This window comes from Mucilaginibacter straminoryzae (genome assembly GCF_022953055.1).
In the GTDB taxonomy this organism is placed as follows: domain Bacteria; phylum Bacteroidota; class Bacteroidia; order Sphingobacteriales; family Sphingobacteriaceae; genus Mucilaginibacter; species Mucilaginibacter straminoryzae.
In genome coordinates this window covers 154,678-173,630 of sequence record NZ_JALJEJ010000008.1, presented here as the reverse complement: position 1 = coordinate 173,630, position 18,953 = coordinate 154,678, and the positions used below count along the sequence as shown (strand labels likewise).

Annotated in this window: 16 protein-coding genes and 1 other RNA gene; 6 read left to right on the top strand and 11 right to left on the bottom strand. The window is 44.1% G+C overall.

Features of this window, described 5'->3' with window-relative positions; translation table 11 throughout:
- Positions 1-50 precede the first annotated feature (50 nt).
- A complete protein-coding gene (recQ, locus tag MUY27_RS16090) occupies positions 51-2,243 on the bottom strand; it encodes a DNA helicase RecQ (RefSeq protein ID WP_245131745.1) in 2,193 nt (730 codons plus the stop codon).
- 248 nt (positions 2,244-2,491) lie between these two features.
- Between recQ and MUY27_RS16085 the strand changes: the two genes are divergently transcribed.
- Positions 2,492-3,577: a mannose-1-phosphate guanylyltransferase gene (locus tag MUY27_RS16085; protein ID WP_245131673.1), complete on the top strand. Its 1,086-nt coding sequence runs from the start codon at positions 2,492-2,494 to the stop codon at positions 3,575-3,577.
- 91 nt (positions 3,578-3,668) lie between these two features.
- Here the strand turns inward: MUY27_RS16085 and rlmB are convergent, their stop codons facing one another.
- Positions 3,669-4,436, bottom strand: coding sequence for a 23S rRNA (guanosine(2251)-2'-O)-methyltransferase RlmB (gene rlmB / locus MUY27_RS16080; protein ID WP_245131671.1), 768 nt, complete (start codon positions 4,434-4,436; stop codon positions 3,669-3,671).
- Positions 4,437-4,700: 264 nt separating this feature from the next.
- Between rlmB and dnaB the strand changes: the two genes are divergently transcribed.
- On the top strand, positions 4,701-6,257 hold the full coding sequence (dnaB, locus tag MUY27_RS16075) for a replicative DNA helicase (protein ID WP_245131669.1): 1,557 nt from the start codon (positions 4,701-4,703) through the stop codon (positions 6,255-6,257).
- 123 nt (positions 6,258-6,380) lie between these two features.
- On the opposite strand, the gene MUY27_RS16070 is transcribed toward dnaB, so the two are convergent.
- On the bottom strand, positions 6,381-8,282 hold the full coding sequence (locus MUY27_RS16070) for an OmpA family protein (protein WP_245131666.1): 1,902 nt from the start codon (positions 8,280-8,282) through the stop codon (positions 6,381-6,383).
- Between the two features lie 39 nt (positions 8,283-8,321).
- Positions 8,322-8,945 carry a 7-carboxy-7-deazaguanine synthase QueE gene (locus MUY27_RS16065; protein WP_245131664.1) on the bottom strand — a complete coding sequence of 208 codons (624 nt, stop codon included), beginning with the start codon at positions 8,943-8,945 and terminating at the stop codon, positions 8,322-8,324.
- A 99-nt stretch (positions 8,946-9,044) separates the two neighbouring features.
- Between MUY27_RS16065 and MUY27_RS16060 the strand changes: the two genes are divergently transcribed.
- Genes MUY27_RS16060 through MUY27_RS16050 form a run of 3 tightly spaced genes read left to right on the top strand, consistent with a single transcriptional unit; the run spans position 9,045 to position 10,591 of the window.
- A complete protein-coding gene (locus tag MUY27_RS16060) occupies positions 9,045-9,812 on the top strand; it encodes a hypothetical protein (RefSeq protein ID WP_245131662.1) in 768 nt (255 codons plus the stop codon).
- Between the two features lie 3 nt (positions 9,813-9,815).
- Positions 9,816-10,151 carry a Rieske (2Fe-2S) protein gene (locus tag MUY27_RS16055; protein WP_245131660.1) on the top strand — a complete coding sequence of 112 codons (336 nt, stop codon included), beginning with the start codon at positions 9,816-9,818 and terminating at the stop codon, positions 10,149-10,151.
- The gene (locus MUY27_RS16050; RefSeq protein WP_245131658.1) at positions 10,148-10,591 is read left to right on the top strand and encodes a Cif family virulence factor; all 444 of its coding nucleotides are present in this window, start codon (positions 10,148-10,150) and stop codon (positions 10,589-10,591) included. The genes MUY27_RS16055 and MUY27_RS16050 overlap by 4 nt, the downstream gene beginning before the upstream one ends.
- Positions 10,592-10,684: 93 nt before the next feature.
- Here the strand turns inward: MUY27_RS16050 and MUY27_RS16045 are convergent, their stop codons facing one another.
- The 4 genes from MUY27_RS16045 to MUY27_RS16030 form a co-directional block, all read right to left on the bottom strand.
- Positions 10,685-11,566: a bifunctional 5,10-methylenetetrahydrofolate dehydrogenase/5,10-methenyltetrahydrofolate cyclohydrolase gene (locus MUY27_RS16045; protein WP_245131657.1), complete on the bottom strand. Its 882-nt coding sequence runs from the start codon at positions 11,564-11,566 to the stop codon at positions 10,685-10,687.
- An 82-nt stretch (positions 11,567-11,648) separates the two neighbouring features.
- On the bottom strand, positions 11,649-13,436 hold the full coding sequence (lepA, locus tag MUY27_RS16040) for a translation elongation factor 4 (RefSeq protein WP_245131655.1): 1,788 nt from the start codon (positions 13,434-13,436) through the stop codon (positions 11,649-11,651).
- 102 nt (positions 13,437-13,538) lie between these two features.
- Entirely contained in the window at positions 13,539-13,919 is a 381-nt protein-coding gene (locus MUY27_RS16035) for a hypothetical protein (protein ID WP_245131653.1), read from the bottom strand.
- A 148-nt stretch (positions 13,920-14,067) separates the two neighbouring features.
- A complete protein-coding gene (locus MUY27_RS16030) occupies positions 14,068-14,655 on the bottom strand; it encodes a hypothetical protein (RefSeq protein ID WP_245131651.1) in 588 nt (195 codons plus the stop codon).
- Positions 14,656-14,717: 62 nt separating this feature from the next.
- Between MUY27_RS16030 and MUY27_RS16025 the strand changes: the two genes are divergently transcribed.
- Entirely contained in the window at positions 14,718-15,602 is an 885-nt protein-coding gene (locus tag MUY27_RS16025) for a fructosamine kinase family protein (protein ID WP_245131649.1), read from the top strand.
- Positions 15,603-15,615: 13 nt separating this feature from the next.
- Here MUY27_RS16025 and MUY27_RS16020 read toward each other — a convergent pair whose 3' ends face one another.
- The 3 genes from MUY27_RS16020 to MUY27_RS16010 all read right to left on the bottom strand — a co-directional run bounded on the left by MUY27_RS16020 (position 15,616) and on the right by MUY27_RS16010 (position 18,867).
- On the bottom strand, positions 15,616-17,013 hold the full coding sequence (locus MUY27_RS16020) for a sigma-54-dependent transcriptional regulator (RefSeq protein WP_245131647.1): 1,398 nt from the start codon (positions 17,011-17,013) through the stop codon (positions 15,616-15,618).
- A 136-nt stretch (positions 17,014-17,149) separates the two neighbouring features.
- Positions 17,150-17,534: RNase P RNA component class A (gene rnpB / locus MUY27_RS16015), an RNA gene on the bottom strand.
- Between the two features lie 139 nt (positions 17,535-17,673).
- Entirely contained in the window at positions 17,674-18,867 is a 1,194-nt protein-coding gene (locus MUY27_RS16010; protein ID WP_245131645.1) for a pyridoxal phosphate-dependent aminotransferase, read from the bottom strand.
- Positions 18,868-18,953 lie beyond the last annotated feature (86 nt).

Genomic DNA, 18,953 nt, shown 5'->3' with positions numbered 1-18,953 from the left:
AAACGAAAAAGGCCCATAAAGGGCCTTCAGTATAAGGGGAGAAGCAAGTTTTAGTTTCCTAACTCGCTCATGAATTTAATACGCATTAACTGAACTTCTTCGCGGGTATAATCGTCGGAGCCTAATTCTGCCATGGCGTTATCAATAGAATCTACCTCGGCAGAACGGAAGTAATCAAATACTTCTTCCTGGCGGTCTTCATCAATTACTTCGTTGATGTAGTAGTTCAGATTTAATTTTGTACCAGAGTTAACAATAGATTCTACCTCGCGAAGTATTTCCTCGTAGGTTAATCCCTTAGAGCTGGCAATATCTTCCAGATCCAGGTGACGGTCTATATTCTGAATGATATAAACCTTCAGCGCAGACTTGTTTGCCGCGCTTTTGATCACCATATCAACCGGACGGTCAATATCGTTGTCCTCTACATACTTTTTAATTAGTTCGATGAACGGTGCACCAAACTTCATGGCCTTACCAGCACCTACACCAGAGATTTGTTTCAGCTCGTCTATAGTGATAGGGTAGTGCGTACACATTTCTTCAAGCGAAGGATCCTGGAACACTACAAATGGCGGCAAACTCTTCTGCTTGGCAATCTTTTTCCGAAGATCTTTCAGCATTTGCAGCAGTTGGGTATCCAGCGCGGTTCCACCCTGTTTTGGCCCTTCATCACCATCTTCATCATCCGCTGCTTCCATCGGGCGGTTCATGATAAACCGGATACTATGCGGATTTTCCAGAAAGTCCCTGCCTTTAGCCGTCAGGTGCAGTAACCCGTAATTATCAATGTCTTTAGAAATGTAGTTATCAAGTAATGCCTGTCGCAGCAGCGATTTCCACAAGTTTTTACCCTGGGTTTTACCTGCGCCAAAGTTTTCGAGCAAGTGGTGCTCATAGTGATGCACATGCGAATCGTCTTCACCAATCAGCACATTCACAATATGGTTATCGTCGAATTTCTCGCCCAGCTGTTTAATTAAGCTTAAGGCCTGGTGCAGGTGCTCTTCGCCGTCGAACTGCTCTTTGTGCGAACTGCAATTATCGCACATGTTGTTACAGCCCGCTTCATTGAAGTTCTCGCCGAAATAATGCAGGATCTGTTTACGACGGCATACGGATGATTCGGCATAATCGATCACTTCTTTCAATATCTGCGTGCCGATTTCGCGTTCAGAAACCGGCTTATCCTTCATAAACTTCTGCAGTTTATCGATATCCTTTTCTGAGTAGAAAGCCACACAGACACCTTCGCCACCATCACGACCGGCACGGCCGGTTTCCTGGTAATAACCCTCCATGCTTTTAGGCATGTCGTGGTGAATGACGTAACGAACGTCTGGTTTATCGATACCCATACCAAAAGCGATTGTTGCTACAATCACCTCTACGTCTTCCATCAGGAACTTGTCCTGTGTATCGGCACGTACCTTTGCATCCAAACCGGCGTGGTAGGGAAGGGCTTTAACGCCGTTAAGGGTGAGGGCCTCAGCCACTTCTTCAACCTTTTTACGGCTTAAACAATATATAATTCCGGATTTACCGGGGTTTTGTTTTACAAATTTGATGATCTCTTTCAGTACGTTCCGTTTCGCACGCACCTCATAGAACAAGTTAGAACGATTAAATGATGATTTGTAAACCGTTGCATTGCTCATTTGCAGGTTCTTCTGGATATCATGCTGAACCTTTGGTGTTGCAGTAGCTGTAAGGGCGATGATCGGAATATTCTCACCGATATTACTGATCACCTGCCTGATCTTACGATACTCGGGGCGGAAATCGTGCCCCCATTCAGAGATACAGTGGGCTTCATCCACGGCTACAAAAGACACATGGTTCAAGCGCAAAAAATCTATATTTTCCTGCTTGGTTAAAGACTCGGGCGCTACATAAAGTAACTTTGTTTTACCGCTTAAAACATCCTCTTTCACCCTTCCGATTTCGGATTTGGTAAGGGATGAGTTCAGGAAGTGTGCAATGCTGTCAGACCCGCCGAAGGCTCTCAGTTGGTCTACCTGGTTTTTCATTAAGGCGATAAGAGGTGAAATCACAATGGCTGTCCCGTCACTCATCAGGGCCGGCAGTTGGTAGCACATAGATTTGCCGCCGCCTGTAGGCATAATAACAAAAGTATCATTCCCAGCCAATATGTTTGTTATAATCGCTTCCTGCTCACCCTTGAAGTTATCGAAGCCGAAAAAATTCTGCAGGTTATCAAAAAGTGATTTTTTTGTTTCAATCATTTTGGTGTTGTTCTATCAATTTCTTTCAATCGGACAAATTAACAAAAATAGCTAGCATCCCCTTTAAAATGTGCATAAATGGCAATATAATGATACTACCGCGAACAATTTGATATTTTAGAGGTTATAGTAGATGCAAAAAGTACAGTTAAGATACGTAGAATTATCTATATTTATTTTATGTGTCGAGAAATAATTTGCAATTCATAATACTATTTTATTTTTGCGCTTAGGATAAACCACTCATGAACAAAAACTATTACGCCATTATTATGGCTGGCGGTATTGGCAGCCGTTTTTGGCCGATCAGCCGAACCTCACACCCAAAACAGTTTATTGACATTTTAGGCACCGGGAAAACATTGATACAGAACACGTATGATCGTTTTTTGAAAATATGCCCGGCCGAAAATATTTTCATTGTTACCAATGAGAGCTACCTCGACCTGGTGAAGACCCAGCTACCAGGAATTGCTGACGAACAGGTTTTAACCGAACCGGTAATGCGTAACACCGCGCCTTGCGTGGCTTACGGCTGTTACAAAATAGAAAGCCTTAACCCTGATGCTATTATCGTAGTGGCGCCTTCAGACCATTTGATCCTTGATGAGAATGCTTTTGTAGAAAGCATCAACAAGTCAATGAAAACAGCTGAAGAGAATAACTGCCTGATTACCCTGGGAATTAAGCCTTCTCGCCCGGATACCGGCTATGGTTATATCCAGTATACTGATCAAAGATTAAATAACGACTTCCATAAGGTGAAAACCTTTACCGAAAAGCCTACGCTTGATATTGCTAAAACCTTTATCCAAAGTGGCGATTTCCTTTGGAATGCCGGTATTTTTGTATGGTCTGCAAAAGCTATTGTGGAATCTTTCGGTAAGCATTTGCCGGACATGCATGATATTTTTGCTGATGCCCGCACAGTGTATAATGGCGAAAATGAACGTAGTTACGTAGGTACTGCCTATCAGCGCTGCGTGAATATCTCTATCGATTACGGCATTATGGAGAAAGCAGAAAACGTATACGTGCTGCCTTCTGAATTTGGCTGGTCGGACTTGGGTACCTGGGCTTCTGTTTACCAGCTGTCTGAAAAGGATTATGTAGGCAACGCTGTTATCCCTGCAGAAAAGGTGATCATGTATGATTCATCTAACTGTATGGTAAATGTTCCGGGCGAAAAGTTAGTGGTATTACAGGGCTTACACGATTATATTGTAGTAGAATCTAACAATACTCTGCTGATCTGCCCGCGCGATCAGGAACAAAATGTAAAACAAGTAGTTGCGGACGTTAAACAGAAGTTCGGCACGAAATATATCTAAGGAGATTAGCCCCTCCCAACCCTCCCCGAAAGGGAGGGCTTTGGCCCGGGGTGCATATGAATTTTAAAAAGTCTCCCTTTCAGGAAGAGATTTAGAGCGGGCGGTTCCGCTGTCTTATCGCTTCGTAAATAATTACTGCCGAAGACACAGAAACGTTAAGGGATTCTATCTCGCCGAACATCGGGATCTTAGCCAGGTGTTCTGATACACGGATCAGTTCAGGCCTGATACCGCTTTCTTCAGACCCCATGATAATTGCCGTGGGAACGGTATAGTCCACATCGTAAATGCTGTTCTCCGTTTTCTCGGTGCAGCAGACTAATTGCAGACCAGAATCCTGTAGAAATTTTACAATCTGCACGAAGTTTTCATGTCTGCAAACCGGGATTTTATATAATGCCCCGGCAGAGGTTTTAATAGCATCCGGCGTTATCTGTGCCGAACCTTTAGCCGGGATGATAATGGCGTCTACGCCTGCACATTCAGCTGTACGTGCAATCGCACCCATATTACGTACATCGGTTACGCCATCCAACACCAGGATTAGGGGAACACGTCCTTCTTCGAAGATGATCGGGATCAGGTCGTCAATCTTTTGATAAACAATCTGAGAGATAACACCGATAACACCCTGGTGATTTTTAACCGTGATCCGGTTAAGTTTCTCAATAGGGACTTGCTGAGGGGTGATCTGTCGCTCTGCCAGCAATTTCTTTAATTCTAAATACAGCCCGCCGCCCAAACCGCGTTGCACATAAACTGCTTCTATTTCTTTACCAGAACGTATAGCTTCCATTACTGCACGGATACCAAATACCATCTGATTACTTTCGCGCCTGGGTGACTGATTGAAGGACATGCTTTTAAGAATATTAATCGGCAAAAGTAGGTATATTTATTAAAGTAGCCTTGAGATTAGCATTTGTCATGCCAGTATTTTTTCTAAAAATAAGCGAAAGTTTATGTCAGTGCGGTCAGTGGTTTACATTTCAGCCACTTATGGTGTCGACAAAAGATACTAACACAACTTGTGTATTATTGGCTAATAAATCGGCCGGGAAATATGGTTAACTTTGACACCCGGCTTGCTATTTTAGCGCTGTTAAAAGTACCCTGAGAGAGAATGATTATTGAGAACGAAAACCCATCCGGACGTTATAATACCGGCGCTGACAGACGTATCAGAGGAATAAATGTTCCCGGCAGCCCGCTTGGAAAATTGCCTCCGCAGGCACGCGACCTTGAAGAGGCTGTGCTTGGTGCACTGATGCTGGAAAAAGATGCGCTTTCTGCCGTTATCGACGTTTTGAAGCCGGAGGTGTTTTATGTAGAAGCGCACCAGCGGATATTTCAGGCTATTCGTTTATTATTTGAAAGAACGTCTCCGGTAGATATCTTGACTGTTACCGCGCAACTGCGCCAGCAGGGCGAATTGGAAATGGTGGGTGGCGCTTATTACATTACCGAGCTAACCAATCGTGTTGCCTCAGCGGCAAATATTGAATATCACTCCAGGATCATTATTCAAAAGTATATCCAGCGCGAACTGATCCGTATCTCTTCTGATATTATTAATAGTGCTTATGAGGATACAACAGACGTTCTGGATCTGTTAGACAAAGCGGAAAAGAACCTTTTTGACATCGCCCAGAATAACCTTCGTCGCGATTCGCGGAAGATGGACGATATCTTGCACGAGTCACTACGTGAGATAGAGGCGTTGAAAGATAAGAAGGACGGCTTGACTGGGGTGCCGTCTGGCTTTACCGAGCTTGACCGTATGACGTCCGGCTGGCAGAAATCAGACCTGGTGATTATCGCTGCCCGCCCTGCGATGGGTAAAACGGCCTTCGTACTAAGTTGCGCCCGTAACGCTGCTGTTGATTTTAACAAACCGGTAGTGGTGTTCTCGCTTGAGATGTCCTCTGTTCAGTTGGTAAATCGTTTGATCTCGGGCGAAACGCAGATAGAGCAGGAGAAGATCCGCAAAGGCCAGCTCGAAGAATGGGAGTGGCAGCAAATCCACTCTAAGATCGGCCGGTTAGAACAAGCCCCGCTGATTATTGACGATACGCCTTCGTTGAATATTTTTGAGTTCCGCGCCAAATGCCGTCGTTTGAAATCGCAATACGACATCCAGATGATCATCATTGACTACTTACAGTTGATGCATGGTAAAAGCGATGGTAAGGGCGGCAACCGCGAGCAGGAGATCGGTAGTATTTCCCGTGCGTTAAAAACCGTTGCTAAGGAATTAAGTGTACCGGTTATTGCGCTATCGCAGTTGAGCCGTGCGGTAGAAAATCGTCCTGGTGGATCTAAACGCCCGATGTTGTCCGACTTACGTGAATCCGGTTCAATTGAGCAGGATGCGGATATGGTATTGTTCCTATACCGTCCGGAATATTACGGACTGGAGTTCGACGAAGATAATAACCCGACTCAGGGCGTAGGTGAGGTAATTGTGGCTAAACACCGTAACGGTGAAACTGGCCGCGTGCGCTTGAAATTCGTAGGTAAATACGTGAAATTTACCGACCTTGAACAGAACATAGACGGCTTTAGCCCGATGGGTGCAGCTTCTGCCGGCCTTGCTCCATCACAAGATTTTGATAAGCCGAATAACTTTATTATCCGCCCGTCGAGAATGGATGAAATGGACGATGAGCCACCGTTCTAAATTATTATAGAAGTGAGAGACAAGAAATGAGAAACAAGACACAAGAAATTTGCAGTCTTGTTTTTTGTTTGGAACCAAATTCTTTTAAAGATAAAAATCAGAAAAGTAGCTGCTAATTCAACACTACTTCCCGATAATCTTAAACTCTGTTCTTCTGTTGCGGGCACGGTTTTCTTCGTTGCTGTTGGGAACCATCGGTAATGTTTTTCCATAACCTTTGTAAACCAGCCTGCCACCGCCAATTCCGTTAGCTGTTAAGTAACTGTAGACTGCTTTTGCCCGGTTTTCTGAAAGCGTTTGATTGATCTGGTCTTTACCAACGTCGTCCGTATGGCCCGATATTTCTACGCGGACAGTGGGATTGGCATTTAAAAACTCGATGATCTTCTGAAGCTCTGCCTTTGATTGCGGTTTCAGATCGTATTGATTGGTATCGAAGAAGATATTCTTCAGTACCACTTTTTTGCCAATTTCTATCGGCGAAAGCGCGACGTTAATCACAAAGGGTTCTTTTGGCGTATGTCCCTGTAGCGAGAAGTTATCCGAATAGAATAAGTAACCCGGTCTTGAGATATTTAAACCATAATTTTTACCGCTTGTAAGAGTCGCCAGGAAGTCGCCTTGTAGGGGAGAACTGGCATCTTTATACACGCTTTGGTTATTATCAAGATCAATGATCTCTACCAGGCTTTCGATCGGTTTTTTAGTAAGAGCATCTGTTACCGTTCCTTTTACATATGTAACCGAATGCGGCTTAATGGCAGCGGGTAATTCAAACATATAGATGTCGAAATCGCTGCGGCCGGGATTAAGGTTGTTAGAGGCAAAAAAAGCAAAGCTGCCATTTGCAGTGATCGTTAAACCATTCTCATCCCCACCGGAGTTAATCGGGTAGCCAAGGTTCTCCGGTTTAGACCAGACGCCTTTAGGGGACAACCTGCTGATAAATAAATCTTTATTGCCCATGCCCGGCCAGCCGTTTGATGCAAAATAAAGCGTGCTGTCATCGGGGTGAATGAATGGCGACTGCTCATCAAAAGCCGTATTGATATTAGGGCCAAGGTTTTGCGGCTCGCTCCAGCCCTGGGCAGAGAGGGTAGACTTCCAAATATCGTAACCGCCATAGCCACCTCTGCGGTTGCTTACAAAGTAAAGTGTTTTCCCATCTGCACTGATGGAAGGCTGGGATTCCCAGGCGGCGCTGTTTACCGGCGGACTCAGATCAAAAGGTTTCGACCAGTCTTCGCCTTTTTTCTGGCTGATGTAAATATCGCAACGACCTAAGCCATCCGGACGGTTGCAACCTGTGAAAAATAAGTATTTCCCATCCTGGGATATGGATTGTGCGCCTTCGTTATACTGCGGCGTATTGATCTGCTGGCTCAGGTATTCGGCTTTTTGCCACTTACCTGCTTTCTTTAAACTGCGATAAAAATCTTCGTTGTTATTAATCTTCCGCGTGAAGATCAGCATGCTTTCATCGGCGGTAGCAACCGGCAGGTATTCATCGTCGGTTGTATTAATTTCCGGCCCAAGTGCAACGGGTTTGAACGGCACCGGTTTTTGCATAGCTTTTAAAGAAAAATCGCAATCGGCAACCATTTTTTTTGCGTAGAAACGGTCTTTATCTTGTAGGTATGGGTAGGCCAGGTATTTTACCAGGTGCATTTGTGCATCCTTGTACCGTCCTGCACCAATCTCCATTTCGCTTAGTTTGTAATAAACAGACTGGTTATATTCAGGGTTGATGTTTATCGCTTTCAAATAGCTGTCGGCGCTTTCGCGGTACTGGTGTTTCACACGGTACAGATCGCCCAATAAAACATGGGCTTCGATAAAACGTTCCTCAGCTGCTATTGCTGTAGTTAATAGCTTAATTGCCTCATCATATTTACGGACATCTATGGCCGAGTTGGCGTAGGCGAACTGTTTTAGTGCGGCTTCGTTACGTGTAGATAGCGGCCTTTGCTGCGCAAAAATCACTAATGGAAAGGCAAGTAAGATTAAAATCAGGATTCTTCTCATCAGGAGGGAGTGTCCAAGTACCTGACTAATTTACGCCTTTTAAGGAATATTCAAATATTTATGGGTTTGTAAAGAGATCTCCCATTTGGGATTATTCATTACATAATCAATAACCAGCGGGGTAACTTCTTTAGCCTTAGACCATTCTGGTTGGAAATATAATTTACATCCCGGCGAAACCATCTCGGCATATTGTTCGCCCCAGGCAAAATCAGATTTATTGAAAACGATCACCTTTAGCTCGTGTGCAGCCTGGGCAATTACTGGTTGCGGGGCTTTGAATTTCTTCGGCGACAGGCAAATCCAGTCCCAATGTCCTGAAAGCGGGTAAGCGCCGGATGTTTCTATAAAGGTACGGATGCCCGCGTTTTGCAATTGCCCGGTCAGGTAATCTAAATTGTAAATTAGTGGCTCACCACCCGTGATAACAACTGTTTTTGCCGGGTACCGCGAAGCGTGTTCTACAATAACATCGGCAGGGGTAAGGGGATGGAGTTCGGCATCCCAGCTTTCTTTTACATCGCACCAATGGCAGCCTACATCGCAACCACCCAGCCTGATAAAATAAGCCGCTTTACCTGTATTATAACCTTCGCCCTGTATGGTATAGAACTCCTCCATTAAGGGGAGCAATGTGCCGTCTTCCGGAATTTGTACTGCCATTTTCAATCGGCAAATATACGCATAAGCAGTGTGTAGATTTAACGTTTTCTGTCTTTTAAATGTTAATATTATTGCTTATAATTACTTGAATTTCAGCTCATGAAAAAAGTTTACCTTCTGGCCTTGTTTCTCCTTGCCTTGTGCGTAAGCTCGTGCGTGGATATTGAGGAGCGGTATAGCTTTAAGGCTGATGGTTCGTGCAACGTCAGCTATAATTTTGACATGAGCCAGGCGGTAGCTGTTCTGATGAACCTGATGTCTGATTCGGTGGCTGCTACACCGCAGTTTGCCATGGCTAAAGATACTTCGCTGAATTTTTACAGTGCCTTACCGGACACCATTCAAAGTAAGCTAAGCGCCGATGAAATGAAGTTGGCGCAGAGTAGCGATTTGAACGTGAAAATGAACCTGCGGCAGAACTTGATGAAGGTAAGCATCGATCATTTGGCTACCAGCCCGGCAGACCTGGAATATTATCTACAGCATATTTCAAAAGTAGCCAATACCACATCATTGCCCACTTTGGCCAAAGGACCGAAACCTCCATTAAAAGGCTTTGATGCCTCGCAGTTGATCGCCGGGCAGGACTACTATATTTACGAAATCACGCCGCACAAATTCTACCGGATTATCGATAAAACCAAATTCAATAACTTTGTAAAGAAAACACAGTCGACGTTGGTAATGGCCAAGGCTTTGCTGATTGATATGCCCTACAAACTTGTGTTGAGTTTTGCGAAACCGGTTAAAACGCTGGATAACAAAAGAGCGATATTATCTGCCGACCGTAAAACTGTTACTTTGGTTACCAATATGGATGAGGTGATTAAAAACCCTTCGGTGATGAATTTAAAGATTGATTTTTAGTGAATGAAATGGTTTAGTGCCGGTAAAATCAATCCAGAGGCAAAGATCACGAAGGTAAAAGCAGGTAGTAAAAATATCTGCCTGGTTTATAATGACGATAAATACTATGCCCTGGCATCCAGATGCCCCCATGCAGGCGCCGACCTGAGCGGCGGTTGGTGCAAAGAAGGTAAACTGGTTTGCCCGGTTCATCGCTTTACTTATGATCTGCAAACGGGACGGGGAGGAGAAGGTCAGTTTGATTTCGTTCCCACTTACCCGGTTAAAATTAAAAATGGTGAGGTTTTTGTCGGTGTATCGTCATTCTGGGAACGTTTAAAAGCTATTTTTAAATCATGAGCCTTTTAGAAATTGATCATCTCGTAGCCGATTTTTATTCCACCATCTCTTTTAAAGCAGGCACGTTACCTGATTATGATCATTTGCTTTCGCTGTTTGATGAGCAGTCTATCCTGATCAACAATAGTTTTGGAAAACCTCTGCGATTTACGCCAACTGAATACGTCCGGGGATTGGAAGGGCAGGTAGCTGATGGAACCATGGAACAATACATGCAGCGCGAGTTATTTAAACGCACCGATTTTTTTGGAAAAGTTGCACAGCGCCTAAGCGTTTATGAATATAGTTTCAACGATGCTGTGATAAAAGGACTACCTAAAGGGATGTGCTTTTTACAATGTATACAGACAGATGGAAAATGGAAGATTGCAGCAATGATCTGGAATGATGAAAACGAGAATTACCTGCTACCTGAGGAATACTTGATTTTAGGGGAATAGGGTGAAGGTAAACAGGCAAATGATAAAAGACAAAGGAGAGATATCCTAAAATCATCGTCCTTTGTCCTTAATCGTTTACCAATAATAGTTACCTTAAGAATAAACTTCTTTATTGGCAGAGGCCAGCGTATTTTTAAGCAAGCCTACAATTGTCATTAAGCCGACACCACCCGGTACAGGGGTAATCCATGATGACTTTGGTGCTACGTTTTCAAAATCAACATCGCCATAAAGTTTATAACCGGATTTGGTTGTTGTTGAAGTTTCGCGGTTCATACCTACGTCGATCACTACTGCGCCTTCTTTCACCATATCTGCGGTGATGAAATTCTTTTTACCGATAGCGACGATCAGGATGTCTGCATCTAAGGTGAATTTCTTAATGTCCGGCGTGCGGCTGTGGCAAATGGTAACCGTGCAGTTTCCTGGTTGGGTATTGCGCGCCATCAGGATGCTCATCGGCGAACCTACGATGTTACTACGGCCTACCACTACACAATGTTTACCTGCCGTTTCAATACCATACTCTTTCAGAATCAGGGTAATGCCGTAAGGTGTTGCGGGTATAAACGAAGGTAAATTCCGCTGCATACGTCCCAGGTTGATCGGGTGAAAACCGTCAACATCTTTGCGGTGGTCTATCTTCTCGGTTACCTTCTCCGGGTCGATATGTTTAGGCAACGGCAGTTGAACGATGATGCCATCAATATCCGGATCTGCGTTTAACTCTGCCACCTTAGCCAATAATTCTTCCTCGGTTACATTATCTTCGTAACGCACCAGGCTCGACTTAAAACCAACCTTTTCGCAGTTGCGCATTTTGCTGGCTACATAAGTTTCGCTGCCGCCATCATGGCCAACCAGCACGGCTACCAGGTGTGGCTTGCGTCCTGTCTTCGCTAATATTTCTGCAGCTTGCTCTGCAATTTCAAGCTTCAGTTTTTCAGATACGTATTTTCCGTCGAGTAGTTGCATCGTGTGGAGATTTGAGAAGTTGGATATAAGACCTGAGACAGAAAATTAATCTATAATCTCAAGTCTCATATCACAAATCTAATTAGTCTAATTTTAGTACGGCCATGAAGGCAGATTGCGGTATTTCCACGTTACCTACCTGGCGCATGCGTTTCTTGCCTTTTTTCTGTTTTTCCAACAGTTTACGTTTACGCGAAATATCGCCACCATAACATTTAGCGGTAACGTCTTTACGTAAAGCGCGAACGTTTTCACGGGCGATAACTTTAGCACCAATAGATGCCTGTATGGCAATTTCAAACTGCTGACGCGGTAAAAGCTCTTTCAGTTTTTCGCAGATCTTTTTACCAAAGTCGTAAGAATTACTACGGTGGATCAGTGACGACAAGGCATCTACCGGTTCACCATTCAGTTTGATGTCCAGACGCACCAGGTCTGACTGGCGGTAACCAATCTGGTGGTAATCAAACGAAGCATAACCTTTAGAAATGGTCTTCAGTTTATCGTAAAAGTCGAATACAATCTCACCCATCGGCATTTCAAAAACCAGCTCAACCCGGTCTGAAGTAAGGTAAGACTGATTGATAATAATACCGCGCTTTTGGATACATAACGACATTACCGGCCCGACAAATTCAGACTTGGTAATGATGTTCGCCTTAATATATGGTTCCTCTACATACTCCAGCTTGCTTGGATCTGGGAGGTCAGAGGGGTTATTAACAATAATTTCGTCGCCTTTAGTAGTAAACGCAATGTAAGACACGTTGGGTACGGTAGTAATTACCGTCATGTCGAACTCACGCTCCAGACGCTCCTGGATGATCTCCATGTGCAGCATGCCCAGGAAACCACAGCGGAAACCAAAGCCTAATGCAGCAGAAGATTCCGGTTCGAAGACCAGGGAAGCATCATTCAATTGCAGCTTCGCCATAGACTCGCGCAGCTCCTCGTAATCTTCGGTATCAACAGGATATATCCCTGCAAATACCATTGGCTTTACTTCCTCAAAACCCTGGATACCTTCAGCAGCCGGACGGTCAACCACAGTGATGGTATCACCAACCTTAACTTCGCGTGCTTCTTTAATACCCGATATGATATAGCCTACGTCGCCGGTTTTGATCACGTCTTTTGGCAGCGGGTTAAGTTTTAAAGTGCCAACCTCATCGGCAAAGTATTCTTTACCGGTAGCCATAAACTTTACCTTGGTATTCTTACGGATCTCGCCGTTCACTACTTTGAAGTAAGCAATGATACCACGGAACGAGTTGAAAACCGAATCGAAGATCAAAGCCTGAAGCGGTGCATCCGGGTCGCCGACAGGAGCAGGGATACGCTCGATAATGGCACGCAGGATATCATCCACGCCCATACCTGTTTTACCGGAAGCAGCCAGGATTTCTTCGCGCTTACAACCGATCAGGTCGACGATCTGGTCTTTCACCTCTTCGGGCATAGCACCGGGAAGATCCATTTTATTCAACACCGGGATAATCTCCAGGTCGTTCTCTAAAGCCAGGTAAAGGTTAGATATGGTTTGCGCCTGTATACCCTGCGAAGCATCGACAATCAGCAGCGCGCCTTCGCAGGCCGCAATAGAGCGCGAAACTTCGTAAGAAAAATCGACGTGTCCGGGGGTGTCAATCAGGTTCAGCACATAATCCTGCCCATCCAGTTTGTAATTCATCTGGATAGCGTGGCTTTTAATAGTGATACCACGCTCGCGCTCGAGGTCCATATCGTCCAAAAGCTGGGCCTGCGCTTCGCGCTGGGTAACCGTACTGGTAAATTCAAGCAACCTATCGGCAAGAGTACTCTTACCGTGGTCTATATGTGCAATGATGCAAAAGTTACGTATGTGCTTCATTTATAAAACGCAAAAGTAGCGTTTTTAAGCGATATAATGCTATCGGTCTCAAGCGTTTTTTGCCTGTCAATGTAGATTTCTGAGCCTAAACTGATTTTATATCTAAACTTCCAGTGGTTCTGACTTTGTCCGTCGCATTGTTGAGCCAGTGTGTTCGAAATTCTCTTCAAAATCAATATCCCAATCAGACTTATCTTCAAAGCGCATTAAGTTTTTCAAGTCATGGAGTTGATCTTGAATTATTTCAACATAATCATCGCTTAATGGAACAAAAGGAAATGTTAAGTAACGGTCACCCATTTCCATTTTTTCCTTCATATGTTCATGAACAGTTTTTCGAAAATCGTTGATCAATTGAAGAACATTTGCCGCATCTTTCCTTTCATCTTCAATCCTAATATTTGCTTTGAGTCTTACAACGTACCTTAAAAAGGATCTATTATCATCTGCGTATTTTGCAGAGAATTGGAGTTTGTGGATCATTAAATAGCTCTGATCTGCTCTAGTGCACCAAGTTTCGCCTGATTTTATTCGATAAAAAGGAGGGGCATTCTTAGCGGTATGATTCGTGCTTTTATTATGGTATGATATCAATTCCCCGGTTTTCGATAGTACATTCATGAATCGGAGTTCACTCTTTTTTTAAATATTTCTCTTCCATCGTAATCGTAAATCTGGTAGTTCTTATTGTGGGATCTTTTTCTTCAATAATACTATGTTCTTTAATGGTTTTAAAGTTCGTCATTGTAAGGTTTTCGATGGAAGAATCGATCTCTTTTTCTTGCTCAGTCTTTTGCTCAAACGGCTTTAATGTTGTTGCCTCTGCTATATTTTTTTCCAATCTCGCAAGTGCGTTTTCTGTGTTAATAGTCGAATAAAATTTCAACTTCGGTGCAAATTCTGGAGCATTTTCGAGGATGTAGGTTTTTACAAACTCATCAAATTCCTGTATTTGCTGCGTGACTGTTATCGCGTCAACATGAGGGGCATCGAGTTTCACAATGAGTTTTAGCCTGCTGATACATTCCATAAAAGAAATGTTATCAAGTGGGTTTGCGGCATCATACGTCAGATTATAAGTGAAAGCGTGGGTTGCATCGGGTGCTGTATTCCAATGGTAGCCAGAGGCACTAGAACAATGAATATCACTTTCAGGAAGGTCCAGGTCTTGCTGAAGCTTAAAAGATAGTATTTCTGCTTTTTTATCGATAATAATCATAGGTTCGGTTTAGTGTTTGTTCTAAAATACAAATATTTATTCTAAAAGATATCATTTGTAATATGGCGCTGACTAATTCATTAATCAAACGACTTGAAACCGACCTTATGCGTGATGTTGGTTCAACTACAACTTTGTTCAGCTATGTGCCGGTCAGTGGTGGGAGCATTAATGATGCTTATTGCCTTGAAACTAACCACGGGAAGTTCATGCTGAAAGTAAATAACGCGAAAGTTTATCCGGGTATGTTTGCCGCAGAGGCGAAGGGTTTAAAAACTATCGCTTCAACCAACACCATTGCTGTACCTACGGTGATCTTAAACGGCGAGTTTGAGGATGATAGTTACCTGATTTTAGAATGGATAGAAGCGAAGCGTGCAACACTAAAAGCTTCGGAGGCATTAGGGCGACGGTTAGCCGAAATGCATCGCAACACAGCACCGGCTTTTGGTTTAGATGAGGGTAATTATATGGGTTCGTTACCGCAATCAAACCGGAAACACGCAACGTGGAAAGCTTTTTTTGTTGAAGAAAGGTTACAGCCCATGGTTAAACTTGCAGTAGAGAAGAGATTGCTTAATCATTCTGAAATACAATTATTTGAATTATTGTATTTAAAGTTAGATGATTTGTTTTACGAAGAGCAACCAGCATTAATTCATGGCGATTTATGGGGCGGTAATTACCTGGCCCGGACCGATGATAAGCCTTACCTGATTGACCCGGCCATAAGCTATGGTAACCGTGAATTTGATATCGCCATGACCACCTTATTCGGTGGTTTTACTAACGAATTTTATAGTGCTTATGATGAAGCTTTTCCGCTGCAAAAAGGATGGGAGGAACGGCTTGATCTTTGGAACCTCTATCCGTTATTGCTACACCTGAACCTGTTCGGCAGAAGTTATTTAGGGCAGGTGCGGGCTGCTTTAAATAGCTATCTGTAAAAGGAAAAAGGGGTTATTCACCCCTTTTTAATCCGTATTTCTCGATCTTGCTATACAAGTGACTTCGTTGGATATCGATATCATCTGCAGTTTTAGACACGTTCCAATTGTTCTTTTCCAGCTTGAACTTGATATATTCGCGTTCAGCATGGTCTTTATATTCCTGGAAGTTCTTAAACTGGTCGTAATCAGTTTGCGGCGCTACTGCTGTAATGGCACCACCAGCACCAATGGTAGCGGCGGTTACCGGTGCAGACGGGTTAGCAAAAGCCTTCACATCGCTATCGGTAATGATCTTATCGCTCAGAATGATCAAACGCTCGATCATGTTGCGCAATTCACGGATATTACCGGTCCATGGCAGCGACTTCAATGCTTCCAGCGCGCCTTCAGATATTTTCTTCGGTGGCATCCCGTACTCATTGCAGATCTCTTCCAGGAAGCTCTGCGTAAGCAATGGGATATCCTCGCGGCGTTCGGCAAGTGGCGGCACGTGGATCAGGATCACACTCAGGCGATGGTACAAGTCCATCCGGAAATTGCCTAATTCAATTTCTTTCAGCAGATCTTTGTTCGTGGCCGCAACTACACGTACATCTACGTCAATTTCTTTTTCGCCACCAACGCGGGTAATCTTATTTTCCTGCAGCGCACGCAGTACTTTCGCTTGCGCAGAATGGCTCATATCGCCAATCTCATCAAGGAACAGGGTGCCGCCATGGGCAGATTCAAACTTACCGATACGTTGTTTAACCGCAGAGGTAAATGAGCCTTTCTCATGCCCGAACAATTCGCTTTCGATCAACTCGGAAGGGATAGCCGCACAATTCACCTCAATCAGCGGGGCATTAGAGCGGTTAGACTTTTCGTGCAACCAGCGTGCAACCAGCTCTTTACCGCTACCGTTTGCACCGGTAACCAGTACGCGGGCTTCAGTAGGGGCAACGCGTTCAATGGTCTCTTTGATCTTTACAATCGCCTGCGAGTTCCCTAAGATCGGCCGTACTTTTGCAACTTTACGTTTCAGAACTTTGGTTTCGGTAACCAGGGTTCCACGGTCGAGCGCGTTTCGTACGGTAATGAGCAGGCGGTTTAGATCAGGTGGTTTAGAAATAAAGTCAAACGCCCCTTTTTTACTGGCCTCAACAGCGGTTTCAACCGTGCCGTGGCCGGATATCATGATAAAAGGAAGATCGGGTTTAATGGCCAGGCCTTCGGTAAGCACCTCCATGCCGTCCATGCGGTTCATCTTGATATCACAAAGCACCAGGTCGTAATCGTTCTTCTGGATCATCTCCAGCCCGTCAATTCCGTTATCAATATCTTCTACCTGGTAATCTTCGTATTCAAGAATTTCGCGCAGCGTGTTACGAATTGCACGCTCGTCGTCAATAATTAAAATTTTAGCCATGTTTTAATGGTAAATGCAAGGGTAAATGTTTCAAGTAAGTGCTAAGATAGAAATTTGTATAGTAAAATAAACACTCAGCTATTTTGTTTTACTTTATAACAAAAAAATAACCCTTTTTATTGTAAAAGGGTTATTAACCAGCAGCATTACTATAAGCCGGGTTCTGTACTGCTTTGCAGCAGCTTCTATCATTAATCTGGGCCTTACATTGCTGTAAGGCTCTAAGCAACCTACCCATCCCGAACATGCCGTAAAGGCAAATAAGACGAGCCGCCTTAAATTCGGGACCTATTTGGTCTTTCAACTCCTGAGGTTTACCGCAATTCCGGTCGCCCGGAAAAGCCGTGAGCTCTTACCTCACGTTTTCACCCTTACCCCGATGACTCGGGGCGGTATTTTTTCTGTGGCACTTGCTGTCGCCCGCTGGTAAGGCGCCTTCCCGTTAGGAAGCAGGATGCTCTGCGTTGCCCGGACTTTCCTCCATTTGCCCGAAAGCAAACAGCGATAGAACGTTTTGCTCTGCAAAGATAGGGTTAATTTAATTGTAGCCTTTAAAAAGATGGAATACAAAACTACTTTTCAGGTCAAGTAGTTAAACCAAAGCAATTTAAACCAAAGGGCCGGATAACAAAAAAGCCCTCTTTCGAGGGCATCCGTTAGTTATTGCAGTTTATCAAGCGCCGCTTTTATTCGTTTTAAAGCTTCCGTCAGTTTTTCTTCAGAAGCTGCATATGATAGTCGCAAAGATTTCGGGTCGCCGAAAGAATCACCACCTACGGTAGCGACATGGCCTTCTTCCAGTAAGTATAGAGACAGTGCGTCGGCATCTGTAATGGTACGTCCGTTATAGCTTTTGCCAAAGAATGCAGTCACATCCGGGAAGAAGTAGAACGCCCCGTCAGGTAGGTTCACTTTAATACCGTCGATCTCTTTTAACAGGCCATAAACTAAATCGCGGCGACGTTTAAACGCATCGCGCATCTGGTGTACGCTTTCTAAGCCACCTTCGTAAGCAGCAGTTCCGGCACGCTGGGTGATGGAGCAAGTACCCGAAGTAACCTGGCCTTGCATCTTGTCGCATGCTGCGGCAATTTCAGAATTAGAAGCGGTATAACCAATCCGCCAACCGGTCATGGCATAGGCTTTAGAGAAACCGTTGATGATCACTACGCGGTCTTTGATGGCATCAAACTGTGCGATAGATTCATGACCACCGATATAGTTAATATGTTCGTAGATCTCGTCAGAAAGAATGTAGATGTTCGGATGCTTCTCGAATACCTTAGCCAAGGCGGCCAGTTCGTCTTTGGTATAAACGGCACCGGTAGGGTTGCTTGGCGAAGAGAACATGAACAGTTTACTCTTGGGCGTAATAGCAGCTTCTAATTGTTCAGCAGTAATTTTAAAGTTCTGCTCTACAGTGGTATCAATAAACACACTTTTGCCTTCAGCCAGTTTTACTACCTCAGAATAAGAAACCCAGTAAGGAGTAGGGATGATTACCTCTTCACCAGGATTCACCAAACAAAGCACTGCGTTTGCGATCGCCTGTTTAGCACCGGTAGAAACTACAATCTGTGATGGATCGTAATCAAGGTTATTTTCGTCTTTAAGCTTCTTGGCAATAGCCTTTCTTAGGTCAGGGTAACCGGCAACGGGTGTATAATAGGTAAAGTTATCGTCCATGGCCTTCTTGGCAGCATCCTTTACATACTCTGGTGTATGAAAATCCGGTTCGCCAAAACTTAAGCTAATTACGTCCACACCCTTGGCGGCTAATTCGCGGCCAAGTTTTGCCATTTTAATGGTCTGGGACTCAGAAAGGTTGTTAATCCTGTTACTTAAAGCACTCATAAGGGTAATATTACGTCGGCGGCAAATATAGAAAATTAGTTTACTGCTATTTAAAGCCTTGTGCTTAAATTTGGGCCTAATTTGTG